Origin of the sequence: Streptomyces sp. NPDC005706, assembly GCF_040631045.1 — a bacterium.
GTDB lineage: Bacteria > Actinomycetota > Actinomycetes > Streptomycetales > Streptomycetaceae > Streptomyces.
Map to the genome: position 1 here is coordinate 162,989 of NZ_JBEXYS010000012.1, position 25,514 is coordinate 188,502.

A 25,514-nucleotide genomic window follows, 5' to 3' on the forward strand; every position below is an offset into this window, starting at 1 on the left:
CGACGGAAGGCTGGCGGACACACCGTACGAGAAGGGGCGAAAGATGGCAGAAGTCACCACTCCCTATCCGACCGGCACGCCTTGCTGGGTCGACCTGATGGCGAAGGACCAGCAGGCCGCGCTGGACTTCTACCATGACCTGCTCGGCTGGCAGGGCCGGCGAGGTCCGGCCGAGTTCGGCGGGTACGCGGTCTGCGAGCTGAACGGCAGGGCGGTGGCCGGGATCGGCCCGGCGATGTCCCCCGAGGGGGCCCCGGAACCGCCCACCGTCTGGACCAGCTACCTGGCCAGCACGGACGCCCCAGCCACCCAGGACGCGATCGTGGCCGCGGGCGGCACCCTGCTCGTCCCGGTGATGGACGTCGGCACGCTCGGCCGGATGCTGGTCGCCGCCGACCCGCAGGGCGCGGTGTTCGGGGTCTGGCAGCCCGGCGAGTTCCACGGCGCCCAGGTGGTCAATGAAGCGGGCGCTCTGACCTGGAACGAGCTGCACACCAGCGATGTGCCCGCCGCCACCGCCTTCTACGGCGAGGCATTCGGCATCGAGATCGAGCCGCTGGACGGCGCCGACTCCTACTGGGAGCTACGGGTCGGCGGGCGCGCGGTCGGGGGTGTCACACTGCTCGCCAACGACCCGCCCGGCACCCCGGCACACTGGCTGACCTACTTCGCGGTCGACGACGTCGACTCCACGGTGGACGCCCTGGTCAAGCGCAACGGCACGGTGCTCGCCCCGCCGTTCGACATGATGGCCGGGCGCATGACGGTGGTCGCGGACCCGCAGGGCGCCCCGTTCGCCATGATCAGGCCCACTCCACTGCAGAACACGTCGGCGCACTGAAACCAGAAGCCGGACCCCCGGAAATCGTGCTGTGCTGCCCCCGGTTCGGTGTCGGTGGGCTGGTATATGGTCCCTCTCCAGATCCGTAAGTCGAGATCCTGCGGGGGGACACAGTCATGAGCGGCACCGAGGGCAGCGCGCACAAGGGGTTCACGGCCGAGGAGCGGGCCGCGATGAAGGACCACGCCCAAGAGCTGCAGAAGGCGGCACGCCGGAGTTCGCGAGCGGACAAGGCGGCGGAGGCGGAGCGGGACGTGCTCGCGAAGATCGCCGAGATGCAGGACCCGGACCGGACCATGGCCGAGCGTGTGCACGCCGTCGTCACGGCCAGCGCCCCGCTCCTTGCTCCGAAGCTCTGGTACGGGATGCCGGCATACGCGCTGGACGGCAAGGTGGTCTGCTTCTTCCAGAGCGCGGAGAAGTTCAAGGCACGCTATGCGACGCTCGGGTTCAGCGACCAGGCGAAGCTGGACGACGGCCCCATGTGGGCGGCCGGGTTCGCGCTGACCGAGGTGACGCCCGAGGTGGAGACTCGGATCGCCGCGCTCGTGAAGCAGGCGGTGCGCTAGTCACCCCCTGAGGCGGCATTCGCGCGGCGTCTTCCAGCTCTTCGTCCTTCGCCCTCTCCGGACGCCTCGGCCGACGGGCCCCGGGTCCTGCGCGGACCGGTGCCGAACTCGGTGTCAGGCGTGGGGACTGCGTCACGGTGCGCACCGGCCGCCGCCGACCGCCTACCCACGCCGCAGCCGGAGGTCCAGCATGTGGAAAAACTTGTCGTAGCGGCGTTCGCCCACGGCGACGAAGGCGGGCAGACGTCCGTACTCGGTGAAGCCCAGCGACTGGTAGAGGCGCAGGGCACCGGTGTTGTCACCGCGGACGTCCAGAGTGAGGACCTCGATGCCCGCCGCCCGGGCGTCATCGATCAGACCGGCGGTCAGCGCCCGACCGACGCCACGACCGTGGGCAGCGGCAGCCACCGCGAGCTTCTCCAGATCGGCGTGCGGCCGATGGGTCGGCCGGGCGTAGCGGATCCAGTAACCCAACCCGACAAGCCGAGGGCCGAGGTAAGCGGCACGCAGGGCCGCGTCCCCGGCTCGCACCGCCGAGGCGACGTGGCCGAGGAGTTCCGCCACCTCGTCCCGCGAGGGTGGTTCGACCCAGCCCAGTGCGGCACCTGCGCTGACCAGGTCCGCCAGGATCTGGTGGGCCGCTCCCGCGAACCGGCCCGTCAGCTCCTGATCGGACGTCAGCTCCGCAGCGGTCAGGATGGTGGGCTCAGCGGTCGCGCCGCTGGTCGTGGCCGGATTCATGACCGGCAGCCTAAGGCCCGGTCGCGGCCCATGGGAGAACCAGGCCTCCCGTCTCCCGCGCCCCCCGGAGCGCCGCATTCCGGTATGCGGAGGCAAGTGGAAGGCTTGAGGCATGGCCTCTCGACCGTGGCGGGACTTCCGGTGTCCCCGGTGGCAGGATTACGCCCCCGCGCTGCTGATGATCCCGCTGGGGCTGATCGTCACCATCTGCGTGGTGGACGTGCTGGCCCCGCCGCACATCCATCTCGGCCCGCTGCTGGTGGCGGCACCGGCGATCACGGTGGCCTTCGCCGGCGCCCGCGTGACGGCGCTGATGGGAGCGCTCGCGGTGGCGGCCCAGGTGCTGATCGGTGTGCTGAGAGGGGTCCTGCCCACCGCCAACATCCAGGCGCAGATCACCGCCCTGATCGTCGTCTCCGTCGTCTGTGTCAGCATCTGCGTGGTGCGGGACCGGCGTGAGCGCCAGTTGCACCAGGTGCGGTCCGTCGCCGAGGCGGCGCAGAGCGTCCTTCTGCGGCCACTGCCCGCCCGCACCGGGCCGCTTCGGATCGCCGGCCTGTACATCCCCGCCGAGGAAGAAGCCGATCTGGGTGGAGACCTGTACGCGGCCGCACGGACCGACCACCACAGCACCCGGCTCCTCATCGGAGACGTGCGCGGCAACGGGCTGGCCGCGATCAACAACGCCGCCCTGCTGCTCGGCGCCTTCCGCGCGGCCGCCCACCGGCAGGCCACCCTGCCCCGCCTCGCCGTCCACCTGGACGCCGCGTTCCGCTGGGACACCAGCCAGTGGCGACCACGGGAAGAGCAGGACACCGACGAGGACTTCGCCACCGCGATCCTGCTCGACATCCCCGACGGCGAGCCGGTCGTCCACCTCATCAGCTGCGGCCACCCACCCCCGCTGCTCGTACGAGGGACTCGCCTCACCTCACTCGTGCCCGATGCGAGCCACCTCCCGCTCGGACTCGGCGGACCCTTCGGCATCGCCGCCTACGACGTCCAGACGTTCCCGTTCGAGGTGGGCGACCTGCTGCTCCTCTACACGGACGGAGTCATCGAAGCACGCGACGCCGAAGGGCTCTTCTATCCGTTCACCGAACGGGCGCCCGAGTGGACCAAGGACGACCCCGACGCACTCCTGCGCGGCCTCCGGGACGACCTGCTGGCCCACGTCCACGGGCATCTCGGCGACGACGCGGCCGTGGTGGCGATCCGCCGCCTGGCGGTCTGATTGGCGGCCAACGCATGATCAACCGACGCTCTGCGGACCTGCGCCCGTGCCCGGACCGCACCGGCGCCCCACGTCGTACATGCGCCGTTCACCGTCCGGGCCGCGTGGTGTAACCGAGCCCTTCACAGGGGTCGCAAAGGTTGCCTCTTCTGTTGCCACAGCCCTGTCTGGAGTACACGCCCGCGATGGACAGCCCGCCGCCGAGACCCGTTGTGACCCGCGGCCCCGCCGACCCCTCCGGCCGCGCCGGCGCCACCGGGGGGAGTCCGGCCCGCAATCCCTGGTGGGACAACACGCGGTTCGTGTCCGCCTCCCTGATCGTGGTCCTGCACACCATGGGCAGCATCATGGACCGCTACGGCCCGCTGCACGCCTTCCACGTCGCGGCCTGGGCCTTCCGGGTCCCCGCCTTCGTGGTACTGGCCGGCGTCTTCAGCAGCGCCGGGCCGCTCGGCCCCCGCCAGCTGCGTACCCTGCTGCGCAGCATCGTGCTCCCCGCGCTCCTGTTCAGCGTGCTGTTCTCGGTGGAGTCGTACGCCCTTGGCTCGCCCTTCGCCCTGCACATCACCCAGCTTCCCTGGACCCTCTGGTTCCTGATGTCGCTGTTCTTCTGGAGGCTGCTGCTGCCACTGGTGGCCCAACTGCGCCACCCTCTGCTGGTGACCTCGGCGGTGGCTCTCGGGGTCGGGTACGTGGAGGAGTTCGGCCTTCAGTTCTCGGCCAGCCGCACCCTGGTGTACCTGCCGCTGTTCTACTTCGGCTGGCGGCTGGGCCAGGGCATGTTCAGCCAGTGGTTCGAGAGCCGGTGGAGCCTCCCGGCAGCGGTCGCCGGAGTGCTCGCCGCGGGACTTGCGGCGTGGCAGTGGCACCGGGACATCCAGGGCACCTGGCTGTCGATGCGCCACGCCTACAAGGCCGACACCGCGCTGGGCCTGGAGGGCGCGTGGCTGGTGCGACTGGCGGTCCTGGCCTCGGCGGCGACGCTGGTGCTGTGCCTGCTGCGACTGGTGCCGAAGCGGCGGGTGCCGCTGGTCTCCGCGCTGGGCGCGGGCGGCTTCACCGTCTACCTGCTGCACCCGCTCGTCATCCTGCCGCTGAGGGAGAAGGGTCTGATCGAGCGGGCCGACACCATGCCGGAGGTGATCGCCCTGCTGCTGGGCGGCGTCCTGCTCACGGCGCTCCTCGCGTCAACGCCCGTGCGCCGCCTGGCTCAGCCGCTGACCCGGCCCCCGGTGGGCTGGCTGCTGGCCCCGGCTCCGGCCTCCGCTTCCACCCGGCCGCCCATGCCGCCGCACGCTCATCCACTGCCCAAGCAGGCACTCGGCGAAGACTTCGGTGTCACACCGTGAGGACCACGACCGACGGCTCGTGCGAGGGCGTTGCATACGGCCTGCCCGGGCCGGCCGCACGCTCCGCCGGCCCCGGGCGGGCGCCTTGACGAGTCGGTGAGGCCGGCCGTACCCCGGCTGACCCACGTAGGCGCGTTCGTTGCCAAGCGGTCTCCAGGAGGGGCTCTGTCAGCAACGCGTCGGGCCCTCTCGGCACGGCGGCATGATCTCACCGCGGCTGCCACCCGCAAGTTGCGCGCTCAAGCCGCTGGTCAGATCGTGGAAGGAGACCGTGGAGGACCGCACCGTGCCGGACTGGCGCGCGGACGCCTGGTGTCTGGAGCGGCAGCACCACGAGCACCACGGCGAGAACGCGGTGGTGGCCGTGGAGATCACCGGCCCGAGCGGGCTCGCCGACGCGGAAGTGCAGCCCGTGGACCCGGTCCGCTCACAGTGACCGCCGGAGCTCCAGGATTTCGGCGTCGCGGACGCCGAAATCGTCGACGGATCCCCCCTCGGACCCGGTGCGACGTCGTCCGCGTGGCCGCCCCACGGCGCTTCCTCCGCATCAACGCATCGGGAGGATCCCCATCATGATCAAAGGCTATGACGTATCCGCCTTCCAGAACGCGAACTTCCCCACTGCCGGCACCAGTTTCGCGTTCATCAAGGGCACCGAGGGACGTTCCTACGTCAACCCCAAGCAGAAGGAACAGGCCGCGCACGCCCGCGCCGCGGGACTCGTCGTCGGCTTCTACCACTTCCTGCACCCGGGGCACATCAAGGAGCAGGCGGCCCACTTCGTGCAAGGCAGCGCGAGCATCGAGTACGACCTGATGGTCGTCGACTGGGAGACCAACCCGGACGGCACCGCGGCGACCTGCGCGGAGAAGGACGCCTTCATCGCCGAGGTCAGGCGGCTGCGCGGCTCCAGCCACAAGATCGGGTTGTACTGCAACCGGGACTTCTGGCGTCACCGGGACACCACCGGCAACGCGGGTGATTTCCTGTGGATCGCCGTGTACGGCGTGACCGCGGGGAAGCCCGGCATCCAGAGCGCGTGGCTGTTTCACCAGTACACCGACAAGCCGTTGGACACGAACGTGTGCAAGTTCGCCTCCAAGGCCGAACTGGTCGCCTTCGCGGGCGGTATCAACGGCGTGAAGAACTAGCGTCCGACAGCGGGCGGGGCCTGTGGCTCCGCCCGCCGCTCGCCCGCCGCCCGGCGTTGAGGCGCCATCAGCCGCAACCGGACGGAGACCGCAACCGGACGGAGACGCCGTCCACTTCACGCCTGAATCCTGATACGGCCCTCCCCGCTACCCCGCGACGAGCCCGAGATGGCTGCCGATCTCCCCGGCGACCTCCGGGTGGGAGAGGTACTCCGCGATGTTGTGGGCCCGGTCGCGGGCGTTGATGACGGCGACGTCGGTCACCGTGCCCGCCCACTCGTCGGCCAGCGGGCAGCCGATGGCCACCGCGTCGGACGGCGACCACCCGTTGAGCCAGTCCGCCACCACGTCGGGGCGCTTCGGCCCGCCGATGAGCAGCCTCTTGTACACGCTGTCCAGTCCCAGCGGACTGCCCACCGTGGTGAGATGGATGGTGCGCAGGGCGGGGGACAGCCGTGTGGTGAGGTCCATGCCGACCACCGTGCCGAGGCTGTGGCTGACGAGGATCACCTCGCCCTCCTCGGGCAGCGTGTCGAGCACACTGTCCAGGACGGCGTCCCGGACGGGCCGGTCGTCGAGATACGCGGCGACGTCGCGCAGGACCAGGGCGATCGTCCATGCGTCGAGGTCGCTCCTCGCGGCCAGCCAGCCCAGTTGCCGGTGAAGACCTCCGACGACGTCGCCCAGGGCGATCCGTTCGAGGTCGGGCTGCCTCTCCTCGGGGAGGTTCCACCTGTGGGCGGCCTCGCCGATCATCTCCTCGTACACCGCTCGGGCGGTGGGCGAGACGGGAGCGACGGCCTCGGCCGGGGACAGCGTCGCCGCCTCGGTGACCCGTGGAACGGCCTCATGCGCGGCGAGGATCCGCACCAGCCGGTCGCCGTAGTACGGGAACCAGGCGTCGGCCGGGTCGACCGGCGGGAGCCCGGCGCGGACGAGTCCCTGATTGAGACCGGCCGTCCACTCGCGGCGCAGGTCCTCCGGGTCCTTGTGTTCCTGGGAGCGACCGTGCAGGAACACAAGATGACGTCCGCCGCCGAACGCGCCGCCCCGGGCGCGCAGGCCCGTGTGCGTGACTGCCGCCGCGGCGGCCGGCCCGGGGACGGCCGCCGCGGCCTCCGGAGCGGAAACGAGGGACTCCGCCACCCCCAGCCCGGACTCGGCACCCATCTCCGCGAGCGGACCCGACCGCGTGCCGGCCGGCAGTCGCGCGAGGTGCCGCAGGATGGAGCTGACACGCACACCCTCGTTGGACACCCAGTCGACGGCGTCGTCACCGTCCCCCGGCTGCCACACCTGTCCGTCCGTGCGCAGGACGTGCCCCTGCTCATCGGTCTTCGGCACCCCGCTGTGGTGAAGTGCGACGACCTCCCACTGGTCGTTGAAGACCGGGGAACCCGAATTGCCGGGCTCGGTGTCCGTCCTGTACTGGAGGAAGTCGTCGAGCCGGACCTGCAGCATGTTGTCGCGGACGGCGATCTCCTTCAGCCGTCCCATCGGGTGACCGATCACGTTGACCGGCTCGCCGATGACCAGCTTGCCCGGCTGGACGCTGAGACGGTTCCAGCCGAACGTCTCACCCGGCGGCCGCCCGTCCGGCCCCGATGCCACCAGCACCAGGGCGTAGTCCAGGCGCTGGTCCGCCACGAAGAACCCGTCCGGCATCAACTCCAGCCGCGTCGCGGGCTGCGGGGTGTTGTCGACGGTCACCTGGGCGTCGAACTCGACGAAGCACTGCCGGGCCGCCTCCGCGTCGGGAAGCACATGATGGTTGGTCATCAGCAGGCTCGGTGACACCAGGAAACCGGTGCCGAGCGGCAGTTCGCGGCCGTTCTCCCGGGTCGATATCCGGGCGACGGTACGCGCCGCCCGGGCGCCGCGCGGCAGGAAGCTCCACGCCTGCAGTTCCTTGGAGACTCCGAGGATGCGCTCGTAGGCGTCGGGCGCCGCCAGCGGTTCCGCGCGCACCGCCTCCACGGCCAGGGCGGCGGGCACCGCGTGCCGGTCCAGCAGGCGCGTGGCACGCGCCGCGAGCGCCTGCCGTGAGTCCGGGAAGGGAACGCCGGCGTCCTGCTGCCGTTCCACGGCCTCGCGCTCGTCGCCGGTTTCGCGGTACCGCTGGGCCGCCGCGGCGACCTGGTGCGCGCGCTCGTTCCGGAGCCTTTCCACGGCCGCCATCTCAGGTGTCCTTTCGCGCGGCGTCGTGCCACGGCACGAAGGCGTTGGTCAGCCCGGACAGTGCCGTACGCAGCTCGGGGTGGTGGCGCAGCAGGACGGTGACCATGGTGTTGTCGTCGATCCAGGCCATGCCGGCCTTGGAGTAGACCTCGGGGGTGTAGTACGTGGTGAAGAAGCGGTCGCTGTTCAGCCGGCGCGAGGCCATCAGGATGAAGATGCGGAACGCCGTGTCACTGAAGGCGAATCCGGCCGGGAGCTTCTCCGCGTACAGCCCGACCATCAGGTCGACCTTCTCGATGTCGCCGTCGTAGAGCCGCTCGATCTTTTCGGCCCACGCAGGGTCGTGCGCCAGCTCCGTGAAGCTCTCGGCGGGCTTGAGCCGCAGCAGCCGCCGGAACTCGTTGTAGCGGGGCACCCCCAGCTCCCGGGAGCGCAGGATGTCGGTCGCGGCGAGGTCCTGCAGATGGCCGTCGGGCCGCTCGAACTCCTGGAGGAACCGGGGGAAGTTGTGCAGCGTGACCAGGCCGGGATGGAGCGTGCCGAAGCTGTACAGCAGGTCGGCCATCCGCGTGGTCTCCAGGAACTTCAGCGCTCCCGGTCCCGAGATGTCGCGCAGGGTGCATTGGCGCAGTGTCGTGTCGTCGGCGACGGAGCGCAGATGCCAGTCGTCGCGGATCAGCGGGTGCATCCGGTAGACCGCCACGAACTCCTCGGTGAGGGCGTACGGGACGCCGTAGTGGTCGGTCTCGCCGCCGGGAATGCCGCTGACGACCTCGCTGTCGCCGATCCGGCCGAACAGGTTGTGGACGCGTTCGCCCGCGACGCCCCACCAGTTGGCCCGCAGTGCCTTGACGGTGGTGGGGTGGCTGATCACGGCCGGTGTCCACTCCACTGTGTGGATCTTGGCCAGCAGTGCCGCGTTGACGAGCCGGGCCCGCTGGAACAGCTCCTCGTCGCTCCAGGAGGGGTAGGCGCCGTGCAGGTGGTCGCAGATCGCGTTGTGCTCCCTGGTGAAGAGGTCCTGCATCATGGCGAGGCCCAGCCAGAAGCCGGGAACGCGCGTGGGGTCCTGGGAGGGATCCGCGGGGACGGGGGCCCGCTCGTCGTCCCACAGGTGCAGCTTGCCCAGTCGTCCGGTGCGCAACTGGTGCTGCTCGACCTCGTTCTTGCCGTAGATCTGGGAGGCGTCCCACCAGTGGGAGGAGACGTTGACGCGGGTGTCGGGCGTACCGGGAGGCGCCTGTGGGTCACGGGTCGGGTCGTCCGGGGTCCGGAAGATCTCCATCGGGCGTTCCGGCCACGGGTCGTCGTCGAGAAGGGGAACCTCCCAGGGCCGGTCCGTAGGGCTCGTACCGTGACTGAACCAGTCGCGGATCATGAACTGGAGCCAGGCGGACACCAGGGAGTTCACGGATTCGGCCGGGATGAGCTCATGGCGGGTGAGCAGGGCGCGGCTGACCTCGCGCGGACTGGGCGCGGACAGTACGTCCGCGGGTGCGGTCGGGGCGATGTTCCCGAGCGGGATGTTTCGGCCGAACCGGGTGCCCGCCATGCCCATGCGCGGGTCGCCGAGGTCGTTGTGGCTGCCGTCGGCGGTCCGGTTGACCCGGTGGCCCGCGGACGGCGGCGCGGGCTTGGGCCCGTCGACCGAGGGCAGCCCACCGGTGTCGTAGAGGTTCTTCTGCCGGAGCCTGACCCGCAGTCCGAAGAGCGTCAGCAGGCCCGCGGCGACGGGAAGCTTGTCCCAGCCGAAGCGGCGGTCGATGTACTGGGCGGCGCCGGTGATGATCCGCCAGGGGAGTGACGTGCGGTATCCGGCCGGGGAACGTCGTGCGGCGCGTCGGTGCGTGCTCATCGCGGTACTCCTTGGGTGGCTCCTGTTCGTGCGCGCGTCGAGTGCGCGCTCGTGCTGGGGCAGGTCCGTACGGGTCAGGCGGCGGCCGCGTCCCCGAGAATCACGTCGCTCGCCTTTTCGCTGATCATGTAGATGGGCGTGGCGACGAAGAACCCGGGAATGCGGGGGAAGACCGAGGCGTCGACGATGCGCAGGCGGTCCACCCCGAGGACCCGGAAGCTGCTGTCGACCACCGCCGTGGGATCGCCGGAGCATCCCATCCGGCAGGTGCACGAGGCGTGGTGGCCCCAGGCCTCGTCCTGGACGAACTCGCGCACGGCGTCACGATCGCCGACGTCCTCGCCGGGCCACAGCTCCTTCTGGATCACGGAGCCTGCCCTGCGGTTCATTCCGCGCACGAACTCCACGGCGTCGGCCATCGCTTCGAGGTCCAGGCCCTCCTTGTCCGTGCCCTCGGTGAAGTAGTGGAAGTTGACCAGTGGGGTGTCGCGGGGGTCGGGGGAACGCAGCCGGACCCGGCCCCCGCTGTTGTGGGTGCGGCTCTTGAGGATGGCCCAGGTGAACCGGTCCTTGTGGTGGGTCAGGTCGAGGGAGTAGCCGGGGCGGTACCCCCGGAAGTCGAAGGGGCCGCCGAAGATGAACAGGTCGGGGGCGTCCAGGTCGGGGCGTGACTTGCGGGTGATGCCGAGGACGGCGCCGTTGGTGGTGTAGAGGCCCTTGCCCTGCTGCCAGTCCCGGTAGCAGCGGTCCGGTTCGCTGCCGGACCGCGGAGCGTGGAAGGAGCAGTCCTTGATGACGGGGAACTCGCGGTCCATCCGGCTTACCACGCCGACTTCGTACCGGTCCTGGAGATTGGTGCCCACTCCGTGCAGACCGACACGCACCGGGATGCCATGCCGGCGAAGCTCCTCGGTTGGCCCGATGCCCGAGAGCATCAGCAACTGCGGTGTGTTGAACGCTCCGGCGGCCAGGATCACCTCGCGTGAGGCGACGACCCGGCGCAGCGCCGCGGTACCGGACGCCGGCCGGGCACCGGGATCGGCCCGGTAGGCGTGCGCCGCGTCCAGATAGTCCACGCCGGTCGCCGCGTTGCCCTCGTCCAGTACGATCCGTGCGGCCAACGCATGTGTACGGACCACAAGTTGACCCGGATGGCTCCGTTGCACGGCCTGGACGCGTTCGCGTACCGCGCTGCGGCGGCCGTCGGTGGTGGAGACGGGGATCTGCCACAGTCCTTGAAGCGCCTGGGTCTGCACCCGCCAGTCGTTGGGGTCGACGAGGGAGCCGAGGCCCTCCAGGGGGGACAGCGGCCGGTCGAGGAAACCGGCGAGCGTGTCCTCCGCGGCGGAGAGGATGACCTTCAGCAACTGCTCGTCCTGCACGGCCAGTCGGGGGTCGGCCAGCGCGGTGGGCAGCCAGCCGTCGAACCCGTGCCGGGCCCGGTTGCGGTACCGGTCCGACACGAGGGGCAGCGCCCGGAGCAGTGCGGCCAGCAGCGGGTTGCCGGGCGGCTCCTTGGGCCGGGGGCGGTATGTGCATCGCTCCAGCCGTTCGAAGTACCGGCGCATGGCCGTGCTCCGCCAGGTCGCGTCACCGGTCTCCTCGGCGATGGCGTCCCAGTCCCGGTTGTAGGGGTAGACGGTGATCAGCGCATGGTGCGCGGTACACCCGCCGACTGTCCCGGCGCGTGGGTAGAGGACGCCCCTGTCCGGTACGAGTTTGCTGTCGCGCCGTTGCCGCTGCTCGTCGGCGTAGTGCCGTACGAAGTAGTTCCAGCACTGGTCGGGGTCCTCGGAGGCGTCGGCGTGGAAGGCGGGGACCAGGTAGCTGTCGTTCTCCTCCGCACCGCCGGCGTCGAGGAGGAGGGTGCGCATGCCGGCGGCGGCGAGGTTGGCCGCGAGCGGCCCGCCACCGGCGCCGGCGCCGACGACGACGTAGTCGAAGCCGGTCTCGGTCGGGGGAGTGGTCCCGGACTGCGTGTTCACTTTCGCTTGTCCTCGGGGGAGTTGGCGAGTGAGGCGGTGGCGCTGATGGCCAGGGCGGTGTTCACCGCCGAGATGAGAGTGGTCAGGAACGCCGTGCGCGGCGGGACCTGCCCGTGGAGGCCGAGCGTGGCCGCTGTCGCGGTGTCGCTGCCGTGGATCAGGATGCCTTCGCTCACATCGTCGCGCAGCCGGGCTCCGCTGTGGGTGAGCAGGTCGAGGCCGAGGAGGATCGTTCGGATGCCGAAGAGGCGGAAGGCGTAGACGGCGGCCGGGCTCGGGGGATCGCGGTCGGGGTCGAACCGCCGGATGAGCATCTCCGGCGCCAGCAGACCGGCGGCTCCGTTGAACAGTCTGATGCCGGCGAGGGCATAGACAGAGACAGGTCGGTTTGAGACGGCAACCGTGGCCATGTTGTCTCCTGGGGATGTGGTGATTCTCGCGCTGACGGGACCGTCGGCCGAACCCCAAGACAAGGGAGAGGAATACCCTGGACGCACTCTTGGTAATCACGCTATGGGAACCACTGCTCAGCTGCATCCGGAGGACGGAACAGTTATTGGCGTCGTGTTCAACCAAATAGGTTCTCGTGGATGGCAGGAGCGAGTGAAGACGGTCCTCGTGGTGCGTTTGCCAGTCGATACGGACGGCAGGAGACTGATGATATCAGCGTGACAGTGCCGCTGAAGACGGGGATGGCCGATGTCGACGCTTCCCCTTTCGCTGCCCCATCAGTGGGCATCTGCGGTTCGTCCGCGACTGCCTCCATGTCGAATGCCGAAATGCCGTCCTCTCGTGTTCGTGTCGAACGCGCCGAGCGGTGATCCCCCGGCAGCCGAACGCGCAGTCGCGACGATAAATGATCAGCCGTCGCTCCTCTCGCCCAGGAGGTGTCCCATGAGCAGGGCTCGCCCGATCAACTGCATCATCCCTCCGTACATTCTCGACAGGCTCCTCGACAGCGAAGACAGGGAGGTGCGCCAGGCCGCCATGGACACCCTGCTGGTCACCGCTCGCCTGCGGGGTGAGCGAGCGGTCCGGGCGTCCTTCGCCGGTGCGGCCGCCGCCGGTAACGGCCGGCGCACCATCTTCGACTGCGAGCAGGGGGAATCACTCCCCAACGCTGTCCTGGCCAGGCCGGAGGACGGCCCGGAGGTCGCGGACCCGTCCATCAACCGGGCATTCGACGCACTCGGCCTTACCCGCGATTTCTACAAGGAGGTGCTCCAGCGCAATTCGGTCGACGGCAAGGGGATGCGACTGGACGGATACGTACACTTCGGTTTCCAGGTCAACAATGCCTTCTGGGACGGGCGGCAGATGCTGTTCGGCGACGGGGACGGGAGGAAGTTCAAGAACCTCACAGGATCCCTCGAAGTGATCGCCCACGAGTTGACGCACGGAGTCACGGACAACACGTCGGAATTCGAGTACCACAATCAGCCCGGGGCCCTGAACGAGTCGATGTCGGATGTCTTCGGGTCGCTGGTCAAGCAGTGGTCCCTGAAGCAGACGGCGGAGGAGGCGGACTGGCTGATCGGCGCTGACGTGTGGACTCCGGGAGTCGGCGGCGACGCCCTGCGATCGATGAAGGACCCGGGGCACGCCTTCGACAACCCGCAGTTCGGAAAGGATCCCCAGCCCGACCGGATGAGCAAATTCATCCACCTGCCCGACACCAAGCGCGGGGACTTCGGCGGAGTGCACTTCAACTCCGGAATTCCGAACAAGGCGTTCTTCCTGACGGCAGCGCGCATCGGCGGATTCGCATGGGAGGCTGCCGGGACCATCTGGTACGAATCGCTCAAGGCGTCCAGTGCCGAGGACCAGTTCCAGGATTTCGCGGGCACCACCTTCCAGAAGGCCGCCGAACTGTTCGGCGCCGGCAGCCCCGAGCAGTCGGCCGTGCTGGCGGCGTGGCAGGAGGTGGAAGTCCCGGTCAGGGGCGTCCCGACCGGAGTCGCCCGGGTACGGACCTCCTCGGCCAACGGGAACGGTGGCGCGGGCCGTGAGGATGGCCTGGCGGCCCTCGCCAGGCAGATCGGGGCACTGAACGACAAGCTCACGGGGCTGGCCAAGGACATGGCCGCGCTCAGGGGCGCCAAGTGAAGATGACTCTGGAGGCCTACGGCGGGCTGGCGGCGGTGACCAATCTCCGCCGCCCGCCCGAGGTGCTGGACACGGACGCCCTGCCCGAGACCGCCAAGGCTGAACTGGCCCGGCTGCTGACGGAAGCCGCCGCGATGCCCCAGGAGGAGCAGGCCGGACACGCCAGGGACGCGATGAGCTACACGATCACGGCGGAGACCGGCGACAGCGTGACGGTCCTTGAACAGTCGGATGCCGCCATGACCCCTGCGTTCGCGGCCCTGCTCACCTCGCTCAGGAAACACTTCGCACAGCGATGATGCTCGGCTTGGCCTCAGTTGGCCTCAGTGGATGAACGGCTCGCCGTTCATCCACTGAGAGGGCTGTGCGGATCCCGCTCGTGAACGACCACGCCACTCAGCCCTCGTCGAAGAGGAGATCCTCGACCGGGTGCGTCATACGGATGGAGTGACCGTTGGTGACGGTGACGACGTGGTGCAGGCCCACGAGCCGCTCCCCGGTGGACAGGACCGTGAGCGTGTCCTCTTTGCCGGCGAGGTACGCGGGGAAGCAGGAGACCGACATGCCCAGGTCGAAGTAGTCGACCAGCCGCCGGAACAGCTTGGGCAGGATCACGACGTCGTCCGTGATGGTGGACAGCGCGGTGACCTTGAACCCGGTCGTGGTGACATCCTGCGGCCACAGTCCCTGGCCGGCGGTTCGGGCGCTCTGCGCGACCTTGGTGAGTTCCTCCCGCAGGTCGCGGAACAGGCTGGTGTAGAAGGTGGGGTAGACCAGGCCCAGTGAGGCCATGTGGTGGTTGGCGGTCTGCCGCAGCAACGGCACGTCGACCGTGACCGCTGTACCGCCGGTCGCGGGAGGCGCGCCTCGGCCGGCGAGGGCCACGGCGCGGTTGTGGATGTCGCCGCCCCCGGTGAGGATGTAGCCGGGCGTGGTCTCGGGTGTCGAGGCGGTGACCTTCTCCTTAGAGTCGCGCTCCATGGAGTTGAAGCCCAGCCAGGTGAGGAGTTCAGCCGCGGCGGCGTGGCCGAACTGCAGTGGCTGGTGTTCTCCGCCGTAGTGGGTTTCCAGCGCGTCGATGCCCTCCAGGCGGAGGGGGGCGTCACCGTTGACGGCATGCACGGGGTGCTTGCCTCCGACGAGCGTCCAGTCGTTGGGATTGTCGGCGACGAAGTGGACGGTGTCTCCGTCCGGCTCGGTGCCCTTCAGGCGGAACTTGCCCTGTATGAGCAGCATGGGCATGACGACTCCTCCAGGGGATGGATGGGGTGTGTGGAATCGATGGATCGGCTTACGAAGGCGGTTCCGCTCCGGCCTGTTCGCTCACCATGTACCGCGCGTACCAGTCGGGCCAGTTGGGGTCCTCCGCACCGGTGCGTGCCTCGTGTTCACCGTGAGCCGCCGAGGCGCGGCGGAGGGCGCTCGCCAGGTCCTCGGCCGACGCGAACGCTGTGGTCGCGGGGTCCAGGCGTCCCGGGAGCCGGGTGGTGATCTCTTGCAGGAGCCAGCCGTTGCCGTCAGGGTCGGTGAAGGACAGGAAGGAGCCGTAACTGCCGCGTTCCGGGTCGGGTCCCGGTACGCGGGCGTCGGTGCCGGCGTGATGGAACACGCCGCCGGCATCGTGGAACACCTCGCTCGGGCCGGCACCGCGCCGCGCCAACTCTTCGTGAGCGGCCTCGATGTCGTCGACCACCAGGTGCAGACCCTGCGCCGAGCCCGGCGCCTGCTCCGTGACGGACGTGCCGAAGATGACCGATGCCGGTGAACCCGGAGGGGTCACCTGAACCACCCGGAACTCGGCGTCGGGGGCGATGTCCGCGTCGAGTCTCCAGCCCAGCGCCGTGTAGAACTCCTTGGCTCGGTCGACGTCGTACACCGGCACCACGACGACCTCCAGTTTCATGTCCATCGTTCAGGTCTCCGTCTTGAAGGGGAAGGCAACGCCGGCGAGTCCGCGATGTCGGCGGCCCTGAACGGCGAGTCCGCAAGGCGCTGGAAGGCCCACGTCGAGGTTGCGCCCCGGGTTGCCGACCGGACGATCAGGGCACGACGAGCTGCTGGCCGCCGTCGATGTCGTAGGTGGCGCCGGTGAGGGCGCCGTTGGCCATGATGTGCAGTGCCAGGGCCGCGACATCCGCCGGACCGACCACTCGGCCGATGGGCAGTGTCTTCCGCAACTTCTCCCGGCGTGCTTCGAGTTGGTCACCGAGGAGGGAGGCCGACAGCGGTGTGTCCACGAACCCGGCCGCGATGAGGTTGACCCGGACCGGGGCCACTTCCAGCGCCAGGTTGGCGGTGAGCGCCGGCAGCGCCGCGGTGAGCGCGCCTGTCACGGCCATCCCGGACGCGGGCCGTCGGCCACCGGTTCCGCCGATGAACAACAGCGTTCCTCCGGCCCTGACCTTGTCACGGCTCGCCCGCCCCGCCGCCAGCATCATCGCGATACGCCCACCGAAGTCGCGTCCGGCGTCGGCCAGGTCGAGCGCGTCGAGGGGTGTGTACGACGGGCTGCCCGCCGTGACCAGCACATGGTCGACGAGCCCCGGCAGATCAAGCAGGAACCGCTCCAGGCGCTCGGTGTCCAGGGCGTCGAACGCGGCCGTTCTCAGGGGACTCAACTCGTCCGCCGCCCGCTCGAGACGATCGGCGTTCCGCGCCGCGAGCACCACCTCGCCACCGGCCGCACGCACCTGCCGCGCGGTCTCCAGACCGATTCCCGCGCTGCCGCCCACCACCACGACCGTTCGACCGGCCAATCCCTCGGCATCCGGACGGGCGCCTCCGGTCGCACTCACAGCGGGTCACCGCCGTGCCACCGCGATGCCCGGACGCCCCTCCGCGCGCCACAGATACTCATTCTCGTGTCTCCCGGGCTTGTACGAGCCGACCCTCAGGAGAGCCGTCTCGTCCGGCGGATCCTGCGTTTCCGAGGCCAGGCGAGTTCCCGATGGATCAGCGAAAGGATCGATTGCTGGGAGTGCGCCACGGCCAAGAACGGGGGAGTGGGCGGTCATGGGGCCTCCGCCACAGACGGAGTGCCCCCGCTGATTTCAGTCTGTCACTCGTCCCGCCGAGGCGCATCCGGGCCCGGGATCCCAAATGGGCGGGCGGAAGCGGTCGGTGGGAACTGGCTCGGCGTCGTAGTCGGCCGGACAGGCCGGCTACGACGCCGACGTCACCGTGGGTCCGGGGCGGGCCCACGGTGCGCTGCCCGATCCGTGGTGCGCTTCACGGGAGGCGGGAGGCCTCCGCGCCGCGGACGCGCAGGCGTACGGGGTGGGTCATGCGGTGCCGCAGGCGGTCCCGTTGAGGCTGAAGGCCGCGGGCTTGGCGAAGTTGCCGCCGTACGTCCCCTGGAAGCCGAAGGAGACCTTGCCGCCGGCCGGGATCTGCGCGTTGTAGGCGAGACCGCTCGCCGTGACGCTTCCGGACGACGGGGCCAGACTGGCGTTCCAGGCGCTGGTGATCTGCTGACCGGCCGGCAGCGTGAACCCCAGCTTCCAGCCGTCGACGGGGGAGGAGCCGGTGTTGGTGAGCGTGACGTCGCCGGTGAAGCCGCCCTGCCATACGTTCGGCGCGTACGACACGGTGCAGGCCGCCGGGCCCCCGGGGTTTCCGGAGTCCCCGCCGCCGGTGTTGATCGTGGAGGAGAACGAGGTGACCGCGAGGCCGGTGCCGTTCTGCCAGGGTTCGAAGCCCGCCTGAACGCTGGTCAGGTACCAGTTGTTCTGCGCCAGCCCCCGGGAGACGGCCTGCCGGACGAAGTCCATGACGTCGAAGTTCCAGCTGGAGATCGCCGACGGGGCCACGAAGGACAGGACGTCGTTGGAGCCGTTGTTGCCGGACCACACCTGCCACTGGCGCCCTGCCACGCCGGCCGTGCCCACCTGCGAGCCGACCGGCTGGATGGAGCCCACCTTGTTGAACCAGACCATGATCTCGGTCCGGTTGACCCCGTCGGTGCGGGGTGTGGGGTCGAGCCAGATGTCGTACGCGGCGTCGTACGCCGCGTCGCTCACATAGCTGTAGGAAATGCCGGTCGGTGCGCTGGATATGGCGCTGAGCCGCGCCGGGAGACGGGTGCCCGGCGAGCAGTTGGTGTAGTGGCAGCCGTTGTAGAGGGACGGGTAGGACTTCGGGGCGCCGTTGGTCGGGACCGAGCCGTCGGCCTGGGTGATCCTGAATCCCGAGTCGGTGGCGGTGATGCACTGGGTCTGGCTGGTGCCCCAGCGGTTGTTCTGAACGACGTATCGGCCCTGGATCGTGGTCGTGCCGAACGGTTCGCAGATCGAGGTGTCGGCGTGTGCCGCCGGGGCGGTGCCGAGCAGTGCCGCCAGGGTGGCGAGCGAGGTGAGCAGTGCGCCTGACAGGGCGTGCGTCCTGGTGCGGAGGGGGTGCCGTGAGGTTCGCATGCGGGTCCTCTCGGAGGGGTGGGGAGAGAGCGCGGGAGCGCCGGGAGCAACTGAGTTGGGAGCGCTCCCATCACCTCCGTTTCGGGGGACTGTAGGAGAGCGTCGTGACCCTGACAAGGCAGGGCACAGGATCCCGTGGAAACTCCTTCGAAGACGCAGGTCGGCGATGCGGGCCGGGTACGGCGACTCGACGGCCACTGAACTGGGAGCGCTCCCGATACCCCGTCGGGCGCGCCGCCTCACCGCGCACGCGGGTCCCCGCCGTCCCACCGGTCGGCGGCGTCGATCAAGCCGAGTCGCGCAGTACCAGTTCCGTCCGGAGGATGACGTGGCGCCACGCCACGGACGGCTCCTCGATCTCCTGGAGGAGGAGCTGGACCATGGTCCGGCCGATCTCCTCGAGCGGCTGACGCACCGTCGTCAGTCGTGGCGCGGTCCGCTCGGCCAGCGGGAAGTCGTCGAAACCGATGACGGCGACGTCCTCCGGCACGCGGCGTCCCGCCGCTCGAAGCGCGGCCAGGGCGCCTTCGGCCGTGGTGTCCGAAGCGGCGAGGACACCGTCGATCTCCGGGTGCAGTTCGAGGAGGCGGGCCATGGCCCGGTGGCCGCCCTCCTCGGTGAAGTCGCCCTCGCCCACCCACGACGGCGGGGCGTCCAGGCCGCCCAGTGCGAGGGCCTCCCGGTAGCCGCGCAGCCGGCACTGGGCGACGTACATGTCGAGCGGCCCGGTGATCGTGGCGATCGCCCGCCGTCCCGTGGCCAGCAGATGGGCGACCGCACCGCGGGCACCGCCTGCGTTGTCCGCGTCGACGTAACTGACGCGCTCGTCGCTTGAACGGCGTCCCATCAGCACGGTCGGCATCCGGGCCTCCGCGAGCATGTCGGGCAGCGGATCGTCGGCGTGAACGGACATCAGCAGAACGCCGTCGACCCGCCCGCCGCGGGCGTACTCGAGGAAGCGCCGCCGCTCTGTGTCCGAGCGGACCAGGGTCAGCAGCAGTTGCGGCCCGGTGCCGGCCAGCGCGTCGCCGATCGCGTGGACGATCTCGGAGAAGAACGGCTCGGCGAACTGCCGCCATCGCGGCTCCGTCATCACGAGCGCGACGGCGTCGGCCCGCTGCCCGGCGAGGGAACGTGCCGCCAGGTTGGGCACATAGCCCAGTTCCGCGATGGCTCGCTGCACGGCTCGCCGCGTCGAATCCTTGACGCCCGCCGCGTTGTTGACGACCCGGGAGACGGTGCCCCGGCCCACCCCGGCGCGGGCGGCCACCTCCTCGAGTGTCGGAGCGCCCGGCTGCCGCCTGCCCATGACCACCTCCCCGGAGATCACCCGATACTACGGCGCGGACGACACCGGGCACAGGCCTTCCCACGGCTCCAGACCCCGGAACTCCCGTGCCCGGTCCGGGACTCCGGTGCGAGCCTGCGCAGGTACCCGGCCAGCGGCCTGTGGCTGGAAGCCACCGCTCACCGGCGGCCGGCCGAGCCAGTCAGTGCACCAGAAGGTCGATCACGCCCGCCAGGCCCTCCTCGCCGCTGCCCTGGGCCAGGCGGCGGCGCATCAGCTCGAAGTAGGAGCCGAGCAGTTCAGGGCTGACACCCTGCTGCTCGGCGGTGCTCAGGAAGGTCTGCGTGCCGGCCACCTGCATGGCGAGACTGGAGACGACACCCTCGGTGTAGTCGCCGCTGCGCAGCTGATCGGCGGTCTGGTGAACTGCCGGAGCCATCGCGACGAGCCAGTCGGCCAGCAGCGGGGCGAGCGAGACGGGGTCGATGTTCTCCTTGCGGATCAGTGCGAACGCGTGCGCGGCCCCGGCGAACATCCCGTACATTGCGCTGAGCAGGGCCACGTCGTGCAGGGCCGCGAAGCCCGCGTCCTGGCCGACGTACACGGTGCCGGCCGGGACGGCCAACGTCTCCTGGTGCCGTTCGAACAGCTTCGGCGAGCCGCTGTAGAAGACGTAACCGCCGGCTTCCGGGATGCCGATCATCGGAGGGACGGCCATGATCCCGCCGTCCAGGTAGCGGGCGCCGCGCTCGCCGACCCATTCGCCGCGAGCGCGGGCCTGGGCAGGGGTGCTGGTGGTCAGGTTGACCAGGTCCTTGCCCGCCAGGCCGGTCCCTGCCAGCACCTCCTCGACCGAGGAGTCGTCCAACAGGCAGACAACGACAAGGGCATTGGACGCGACCGCCTCAGCGGCGCTGTCCGCGACTCTTGCGCCCTCGGCGGCGAGTGCCGCGGTGCGGGCCGGAGTTCGGTTCCAGACGGTGAGCGGGTGACCGGCGGCAAGCCAGGCGCGAGCCAGCGCGGTTCCCATCCCGCCGAGCCCCAGCAGGGTGATGGAGGTCTTCTCAACAGTGTGCTGCGTCATGCCGACAAGGCTGGTGACGGACCTGAAGGTGATCAAGTACGCACTTCCGAGTGGGTGGTTACCCTGGGGTGAGCGAGCACTTCAGAAGGGTGAGGCATGACGACGCTGAACCGGCCGGGCGGGCCGGATGGCCACGTCTGCGGGATCGACAGCGCGATGGAGGTGATCGGTGGCAAGTGGAAGGTACTGATCCTCTGGGCACTTCATGAGCACCCCCAGCGCCGTTTCGGCGAGCTGCGCCGACTGCTGCCGGGCATCACCGAGAAGGTGCTGGCCTCCCACCTGCATGAAATGGAAGCGGACGGCGTCGTGCGCCGTGTGTCCTACGACGAGGTGCCGCCCCGCGTCGAGTACTCCTTGACCGAGGACGGCGTGCGCCTCAATGACGCGCTCCAGCCTTTGGCCGCGTGGGGACGCGAGCGGTCGACCGGAGTTTGAGAGGAACGCGCCTCGCACACGCTCACTCGGCGCCGGCCCCTGGACGCCGTCATGCACAGCCGGACCTCACCCAGCCTGCGGAGCGTGGATGTGTGGAAGAGTTGGGCGACGTTGCCCACGCCGGCCGGACGAGGCCGAACCGTGTGGTCGACGGGACCGGGAGTCGTTCCATGGCCGATGAGATCACGCTGCGTCCGGTGACCGCCGACGATCTCGACGTCTTCGAGCGCGAGTTCAACGGACCGGAGGGCGCCGGCCCGTACCAGTGGTTCGGCTTCGGTTCACCGGCCGGCCTGCGCCGGCGGTTCGCGGAGACCGGTCTGCTCAGCGCCGACGGCGGCGTGCTCTGCGTCGCGGAGGCGGGCCGGACGGTGGGCCGGGTCGAGTGGTTCGCGAGCACCTGGGGGCGGCCGGCCACCTCGACCTGCTGGACCCTCGCGATCGGCCTGGTGCCCGCCGTGCGCGGCCGCGGCATAGGCACCCGGGCCCAGCGGATGCTGGCCGCGTACCTCTTCGACCACACCAGGGCCGAACGTCTCCAAGCCTGGACGGACTGCGCCAACCTCGCCGAGCAGCGTGCGTTGGAGAAGGCGGGCTTCGTCAGGGAAGGGGTGCTGCGCTCCGCGCAGTGGCGCGGCGGGCGGTGGCAGGATCAGGTGATCTTCTCCCTGCTTCGCGCGGAGCGGCCCGGCAGTGAGCCAGGGACCTGAGCAGCCCCGTACGCCTACCAGGCCACTGGCAGCTCAAGTGGGAACCGTCTGATCGTGTTCGTGTCCCATCGCACTTCCTCCGGCGCCACCGCCAGCCTCAGACCGGGGAATCTCTCCACCAACCGGCCGATGGCCACTTCGAGCTCGGCCATGGCCAGAGGCATCGCGATGCATCGGTGTCCGCCCCAGCCGAAGGTCATGTGCGGAGCGCTGTGACGGTCGAGGTCGATGACGTGCGGGTCGGGGTAGCGCTCCGGGTCACGGTTGGCTGTCAGGTACGACACGTGGACGAAGTCGCCTGCCCGGATGTGCGCGCCGTCGAGTTCCACGTCCTCGAGTGCCACCCGGGGAATTCCGACCCCCTTGCGGAACGGGATGCAGCGGAGCATCTCGTGCAGGACGTCGGTCATGGTCTCGGGCCGGCTCCTGAGGTGCTGCAACAGCGCGGGTTGGGTCAGGAGGAGATAGGCGATATTGCTGATCTGACAGGTTGCCGTGTCCTGGCCGCTGAGCGCCAACGTCAGGGTCATGACGGCCAGTTCTCTGTCGTCGAGCTGTTCCTCGCCTTCCTGCGCCGCGGCCATCGCGCTGATGAGGTCCGAGCCGGGTGACTTCCGGCGCTGAGCGACCAGTTCGGCGAAGTAGTCCGCCAGATCGGCCTTGGCCTTCGTGGCGGCTTCCTTGTTATCCGCACCCACGACGAGCAGTTGGTGCACGGCATCCTGGATCCAGGGCCATTCCTCCCGTTCGATACCGAGGAGGTCCAGGACGGCATGCTGGGGGAGCTTGTCGGACAGGTGCTCGACCACGTCCGCAGGCGGTCCCTGGTTCTCCATCTCGTCCAGCAGGCGGTCCGCGAGCCGGACGATCCGGTGCCGCATGCCGTCGACCTGCTGCTGCGTGAAGGCCTGCGAGGCCAGGTGACGCACGCGACTGCTGTGCGGTGGGTCCATCACGTTGATCGATTCCGGCGAGACGATGGGCTCCGGTGTCATCCGGGGGTAGTCCTGACCGATGATGCCCGCCCTGCTGAACCGCTGGTCGGTGGTCACCTGCTTGACGGCGTCGAAGCTCGTGACCAGCCAGGCGTCGGCGTCGCCGTAAGGAAGCCGGATGCGCACCGGGGAACCGCGTCGCATCAGGGACCCGAGCGAGGGATCGAACTCCAGGGCTCTGCTGAAGTCGAACGGGCAGGTGAGTGTCTCGTTGTCCGCTGTCATGATCCGGCTCCTCCGGGCATGGGTACGACGTTGGTGGTGTCCACGGCCTTGCGAACGGCTTTGGCGAGCCTGACCGCGTTGCCGACGGCCCAGTAGTGGACGAAGAACAGACGTGGCTGGTCCTCGAGGTTGTGGTGGTGCACCTCGACGAGTTCGATGCCACCGCGTCGCAGAGTCGTGAGGACGGGCTGGACCTCGCTGGCGATCATGACCAGGTCGCCGCTGAGAGCGGCCCTTCCGCCGCCGAGTGGCTGGAAGTTGACCGAAGTGGTGGACCCCAGCCCCGGAGGCAGCACCAGATGGCCGTCGGCGACGGTCTCACGGCGGACAAAGGTGCTCTTGTAGATCACACCGTCAGTGACGCCTTTGACGCCCATCGCCGCGTCGATGGCGGTGGTGTCCAGATCGACGGGCGGCGACGACGTGGTGGGCTCGGCAGGCGGGGTCCCGGTGCGGTCGAGTGCCGCGCGCAGGCCCCGGGCGACAGCCACCGGATCGTGACCGTGGGCGTGCACATGGAGCCACCAGACATCCGGCTTGTGGGCGAGCAGGTGCTTGTGGAGGGCGGTTTGCATGATCCCGTGCTGCTGCAGGACATCGCAGAAGCGCTGCAGTTCGCTTTCGGCGACCACGACGTCGCCCATGAGGAGCGTGCTGCCATCCGCGTACCGGACGAAGGACACGTGTGTGCCCAGGGCGAGCGCGGGATCGATGTGAACGCCGTGGGAGAAGACCTTGAGGTCCCGGCGCGGAAAGGCCGTGTGGTACATGAATCGCTTCATGTCACCGGCTCGGCCGAACGCCGTGCCCACGTCCGCCCAGTCCGCCAGCTTGGTCATCACCGGCTCGACCAGGGCGTGGTCCCGCTGGGCGGACATGGTGCCGGCCCGGGCCGGCGCGGCGCTGAGCGCGGGCGCGAGGGCGGCCGCGGCCAGCACCCGGCGCCGGGAAGTCGTGAGTGGGGATCGTGAGTCGTGCTGTCGCTTGTCAGCCATGGCATATGCCTCCTGGCTTGATCGAATCATCGCGATCCGCGTTGGGCGGTGATCGACGCAGCCACGTCCCGCAGGTGGACTAATCCACGAGCAAGAAGCGCGACACTCGGCCGCCCGATCGTGGCCCTGACCCGGGCGGCCCGGACAGCCCGGACGGCCCGGACCGGATCATCGAGCTGTCCCTGTCCGGATACGCCGGCCTGGACAGCGACGCCGCCGACGGAGCGGCCATCGCCGCCCACGTCCCGCTCGCTCCCGAGAGGTGGCACCGTGATGACCCTTGCGGGTCGACCACGGTGCCGGGCCGCGCGGAGTCGTCAGGCCGTGAGGGCCTCGTGAAGGGTGGTGTGGCAGGGGATGACAGTGTCGACCCCCACGATCTGCAGGGTGCGCAGCACGGAGTCGGGGATGCCGGCCAGCCGCAGCCAGCCGGCTGTCTGAGAGAGGGCGCGGTGGGCGGTGAGGAGGACGTTGATGCCGCTGGAGTCCATGAAGGTCACTTGCCGCATGTCGAGGACCACGCGGGGCCGGTCGGCGAGACCGCTGACATCCAGGGCGTTGACAAGAGGGCCGGCGCTGGCGTGGTCGATCTCGCCTGTCACGGTCACGACGGTGATGCCGTCGGCGGCGGTGGATACCACCGTCAGCGGTGCGGGCCCGTGCGCGTTGTCGTCCACTGCAGCTTCCTCGATGTTCTCGATATCCGGTACGAGCCGGCTTTTTGACTGGATCAGTGCCCGGCATCGTATGAGGCAACGCCCCTGTGTGGTCCAGCCAACAGACACTGATTGGCTGATGCGTGTGCGCGAGCCGATCACGGGTACGAGTGTCGGGAAATGTGAGGTGGTGGAGGCGAACCGGATGAAACAGGCTTTGTCGGGTGAGGGCAGAATGGTGCCCCACGGCGACGGCCACCTACGTGCCGCGGCGGCCCTGGACGGACAGGGCGGCTGCATCGCCGAGGCCCGCCACCTGGCCGCGGACTTCCTGTCCCTGGCGCGGAGCGAGCACCGCGTTCCCGTCTCCCAGCGTGCCCTGGAGCTGACACAGCTGGTGGTGAGCGAACTCGTCACCAACGCCCGCAAGTACGCCGCAGGCCCGATCCTGCTGGACCTGCGCATCGCCGGTGATCTGGTGGAGGTGCAGGTGTGGGACTCCGACCCGGGCCTGCCGGTGGCCCGGGTCGCTGACGTCCGCCGGGTCGGGCAGCACGGCCTGGAGATCGTGATCGCCGTCTGCCGGAGCGTCGAAGCCGTACGGGAGCCGGTCGGTAAGCGCGTCACCGCCCGTCTGCCCCTCACGGACGACGCCTCCGGCACCGGCTCCACGGACCGTCGCTAGGCGCTGGCCAGGACGGC

General features: G+C 69.7%; 25 protein-coding genes. 11 read left to right on the forward strand and 14 right to left on the reverse strand.

Annotated elements, in window-relative coordinates; all coding sequences use genetic code 11:
• Window positions 1-43: 43 nt before the first annotated feature.
• Both ABZ478_RS21070 and ABZ478_RS21075 read left to right on the forward strand, forming a co-directional pair.
• Complete coding sequence (locus ABZ478_RS21070) at window positions 44-841, forward strand: VOC family protein (RefSeq protein WP_359551586.1); 798 nt, start codon at window positions 44-46, stop codon at window positions 839-841.
• Window positions 842-957: 116 nt separating this feature from the next.
• The gene (locus ABZ478_RS21075; protein ID WP_359551588.1) at window positions 958-1,410 is read left to right on the forward strand and encodes a DUF1801 domain-containing protein; all 453 of its coding nucleotides are present in this window, start codon (window positions 958-960) and stop codon (window positions 1,408-1,410) included.
• Window positions 1,411-1,572: 162 nt separating this feature from the next.
• Here ABZ478_RS21075 and ABZ478_RS21080 read toward each other — a convergent pair whose 3' ends face one another.
• Window positions 1,573-2,151, reverse strand: a complete 579-nt coding sequence (locus ABZ478_RS21080) for an N-acetyltransferase (RefSeq protein WP_359551590.1) — start codon at window positions 2,149-2,151, stop codon at window positions 1,573-1,575.
• A 112-nt stretch (window positions 2,152-2,263) separates the two neighbouring features.
• Between ABZ478_RS21080 and ABZ478_RS21085 the strand changes: the two genes are divergently transcribed.
• The 4 genes from ABZ478_RS21085 to ABZ478_RS21100 all read left to right on the forward strand — a co-directional run bounded on the left by ABZ478_RS21085 (window position 2,264) and on the right by ABZ478_RS21100 (window position 5,885).
• Window positions 2,264-3,385 (forward strand): PP2C family protein-serine/threonine phosphatase, encoded by a 1,122-nt coding sequence (locus tag ABZ478_RS21085; protein WP_359551592.1) that lies wholly within the window; start codon window positions 2,264-2,266, stop codon window positions 3,383-3,385.
• 185 nt (window positions 3,386-3,570) lie between these two features.
• Window positions 3,571-4,734: an acyltransferase family protein gene (locus ABZ478_RS21090; protein WP_359551594.1), complete on the forward strand. Its 1,164-nt coding sequence runs from the start codon at window positions 3,571-3,573 to the stop codon at window positions 4,732-4,734.
• A gap of 271 nt (window positions 4,735-5,005) precedes the next feature.
• Entirely contained in the window at window positions 5,006-5,170 is a 165-nt protein-coding gene (locus ABZ478_RS21095; protein ID WP_359551596.1) for a hypothetical protein, read from the forward strand.
• Between the two features lie 136 nt (window positions 5,171-5,306).
• Window positions 5,307-5,885, forward strand: coding sequence for a glycoside hydrolase family 25 protein (locus ABZ478_RS21100; protein WP_359551598.1), 579 nt, complete (start codon window positions 5,307-5,309; stop codon window positions 5,883-5,885).
• A gap of 147 nt (window positions 5,886-6,032) precedes the next feature.
• Here ABZ478_RS21100 and ABZ478_RS21105 read toward each other — a convergent pair whose 3' ends face one another.
• The 4 genes from ABZ478_RS21105 to ABZ478_RS21120 all read right to left on the reverse strand — a co-directional run bounded on the left by ABZ478_RS21105 (window position 6,033) and on the right by ABZ478_RS21120 (window position 12,313).
• Window positions 6,033-8,063: a serine protease gene (locus ABZ478_RS21105; protein WP_359551600.1), complete on the reverse strand. Its 2,031-nt coding sequence runs from the start codon at window positions 8,061-8,063 to the stop codon at window positions 6,033-6,035.
• 1 nt (window position 8,064) lies between these two features.
• Window positions 8,065-9,918: a peroxidase family protein gene (locus ABZ478_RS21110; protein ID WP_359551603.1), complete on the reverse strand. Its 1,854-nt coding sequence runs from the start codon at window positions 9,916-9,918 to the stop codon at window positions 8,065-8,067.
• Between the two features lie 74 nt (window positions 9,919-9,992).
• Window positions 9,993-11,903: a GMC family oxidoreductase gene (locus ABZ478_RS21115; RefSeq protein WP_359551606.1), complete on the reverse strand. Its 1,911-nt coding sequence runs from the start codon at window positions 11,901-11,903 to the stop codon at window positions 9,993-9,995.
• Entirely contained in the window at window positions 11,900-12,313 is a 414-nt protein-coding gene (locus tag ABZ478_RS21120) for a hypothetical protein (RefSeq protein WP_359551608.1), read from the reverse strand. Before ABZ478_RS21120 ends, ABZ478_RS21115 begins: the two co-directional genes overlap by 4 nt.
• 382 nt (window positions 12,314-12,695) lie before the next feature.
• Here ABZ478_RS21120 and ABZ478_RS21125 point away from each other — a divergent pair, with 382 nt between their 5' ends.
• Both ABZ478_RS21125 and ABZ478_RS21130 read left to right on the forward strand, forming a co-directional pair.
• Window positions 12,696-14,009: a M4 family metallopeptidase gene (locus tag ABZ478_RS21125; protein WP_359551610.1), complete on the forward strand. Its 1,314-nt coding sequence runs from the start codon at window positions 12,696-12,698 to the stop codon at window positions 14,007-14,009.
• Window positions 14,010-14,011: 2 nt separating this feature from the next.
• Window positions 14,012-14,308, forward strand: coding sequence for a protealysin inhibitor emfourin (locus ABZ478_RS21130; RefSeq protein ID WP_359551684.1), 297 nt, complete (start codon window positions 14,012-14,014; stop codon window positions 14,306-14,308).
• A gap of 97 nt (window positions 14,309-14,405) precedes the next feature.
• Here ABZ478_RS21130 and ABZ478_RS21135 read toward each other — a convergent pair whose 3' ends face one another.
• The 6 genes from ABZ478_RS21135 to ABZ478_RS21160 form a co-directional block, all read right to left on the reverse strand.
• Complete coding sequence (locus ABZ478_RS21135) at window positions 14,406-15,251, reverse strand: nuclease (RefSeq protein WP_359551612.1); 846 nt, start codon at window positions 15,249-15,251, stop codon at window positions 14,406-14,408.
• Between the two features lie 49 nt (window positions 15,252-15,300).
• Window positions 15,301-15,918 carry a VOC family protein gene (locus ABZ478_RS21140; RefSeq protein ID WP_359551615.1) on the reverse strand — a complete coding sequence of 206 codons (618 nt, stop codon included), beginning with the start codon at window positions 15,916-15,918 and terminating at the stop codon, window positions 15,301-15,303.
• 130 nt (window positions 15,919-16,048) lie between these two features.
• Window positions 16,049-16,765, reverse strand: a complete 717-nt coding sequence (locus ABZ478_RS21145; RefSeq protein ID WP_359551617.1) for an SDR family oxidoreductase — start codon at window positions 16,763-16,765, stop codon at window positions 16,049-16,051.
• A gap of 525 nt (window positions 16,766-17,290) precedes the next feature.
• The gene (locus ABZ478_RS21150; RefSeq protein ID WP_359551620.1) at window positions 17,291-18,421 is read right to left on the reverse strand and encodes a cellulose binding domain-containing protein; all 1,131 of its coding nucleotides are present in this window, start codon (window positions 18,419-18,421) and stop codon (window positions 17,291-17,293) included.
• 286 nt (window positions 18,422-18,707) lie between these two features.
• Window positions 18,708-19,730: a LacI family DNA-binding transcriptional regulator gene (locus ABZ478_RS21155; RefSeq protein WP_359551622.1), complete on the reverse strand. Its 1,023-nt coding sequence runs from the start codon at window positions 19,728-19,730 to the stop codon at window positions 18,708-18,710.
• Between the two features lie 181 nt (window positions 19,731-19,911).
• Window positions 19,912-20,793 carry an NAD(P)-binding domain-containing protein gene (locus tag ABZ478_RS21160; protein WP_359551625.1) on the reverse strand — a complete coding sequence of 294 codons (882 nt, stop codon included), beginning with the start codon at window positions 20,791-20,793 and terminating at the stop codon, window positions 19,912-19,914.
• A gap of 96 nt (window positions 20,794-20,889) precedes the next feature.
• Here ABZ478_RS21160 and ABZ478_RS21165 point away from each other — a divergent pair, with 96 nt between their 5' ends.
• Window positions 20,890-21,231 (forward strand): helix-turn-helix domain-containing protein, encoded by a 342-nt coding sequence (locus tag ABZ478_RS21165; protein ID WP_359551628.1) that lies wholly within the window; start codon window positions 20,890-20,892, stop codon window positions 21,229-21,231.
• 170 nt (window positions 21,232-21,401) lie between these two features.
• The gene (locus tag ABZ478_RS21170; protein WP_359551631.1) at window positions 21,402-21,941 is read left to right on the forward strand and encodes a GNAT family protein; all 540 of its coding nucleotides are present in this window, start codon (window positions 21,402-21,404) and stop codon (window positions 21,939-21,941) included.
• Window positions 21,942-21,955: 14 nt separating this feature from the next.
• Here ABZ478_RS21170 and ABZ478_RS21175 read toward each other — a convergent pair whose 3' ends face one another.
• From ABZ478_RS21175 to ABZ478_RS21185, 3 genes are all read right to left on the reverse strand, one after another.
• Complete coding sequence (locus ABZ478_RS21175; RefSeq protein WP_359551635.1) at window positions 21,956-23,161, reverse strand: cytochrome P450; 1,206 nt, start codon at window positions 23,159-23,161, stop codon at window positions 21,956-21,958.
• Window positions 23,158-24,156: a DUF1259 domain-containing protein gene (locus tag ABZ478_RS21180; protein WP_359551637.1), complete on the reverse strand. Its 999-nt coding sequence runs from the start codon at window positions 24,154-24,156 to the stop codon at window positions 23,158-23,160. The genes ABZ478_RS21175 and ABZ478_RS21180 overlap by 4 nt, the downstream gene beginning before the upstream one ends.
• Before the next feature lie 317 nt (window positions 24,157-24,473).
• Window positions 24,474-24,833 (reverse strand): STAS domain-containing protein, encoded by a 360-nt coding sequence (locus ABZ478_RS21185; protein WP_359551639.1) that lies wholly within the window; start codon window positions 24,831-24,833, stop codon window positions 24,474-24,476.
• Window positions 24,834-25,017: 184 nt separating this feature from the next.
• Between ABZ478_RS21185 and ABZ478_RS21190 the strand changes: the two genes are divergently transcribed.
• A complete protein-coding gene (locus tag ABZ478_RS21190) occupies window positions 25,018-25,497 on the forward strand; it encodes an ATP-binding protein (protein ID WP_359551640.1) in 480 nt (159 codons plus the stop codon).
• Window positions 25,498-25,514: the final 17 nt, after the last annotated feature.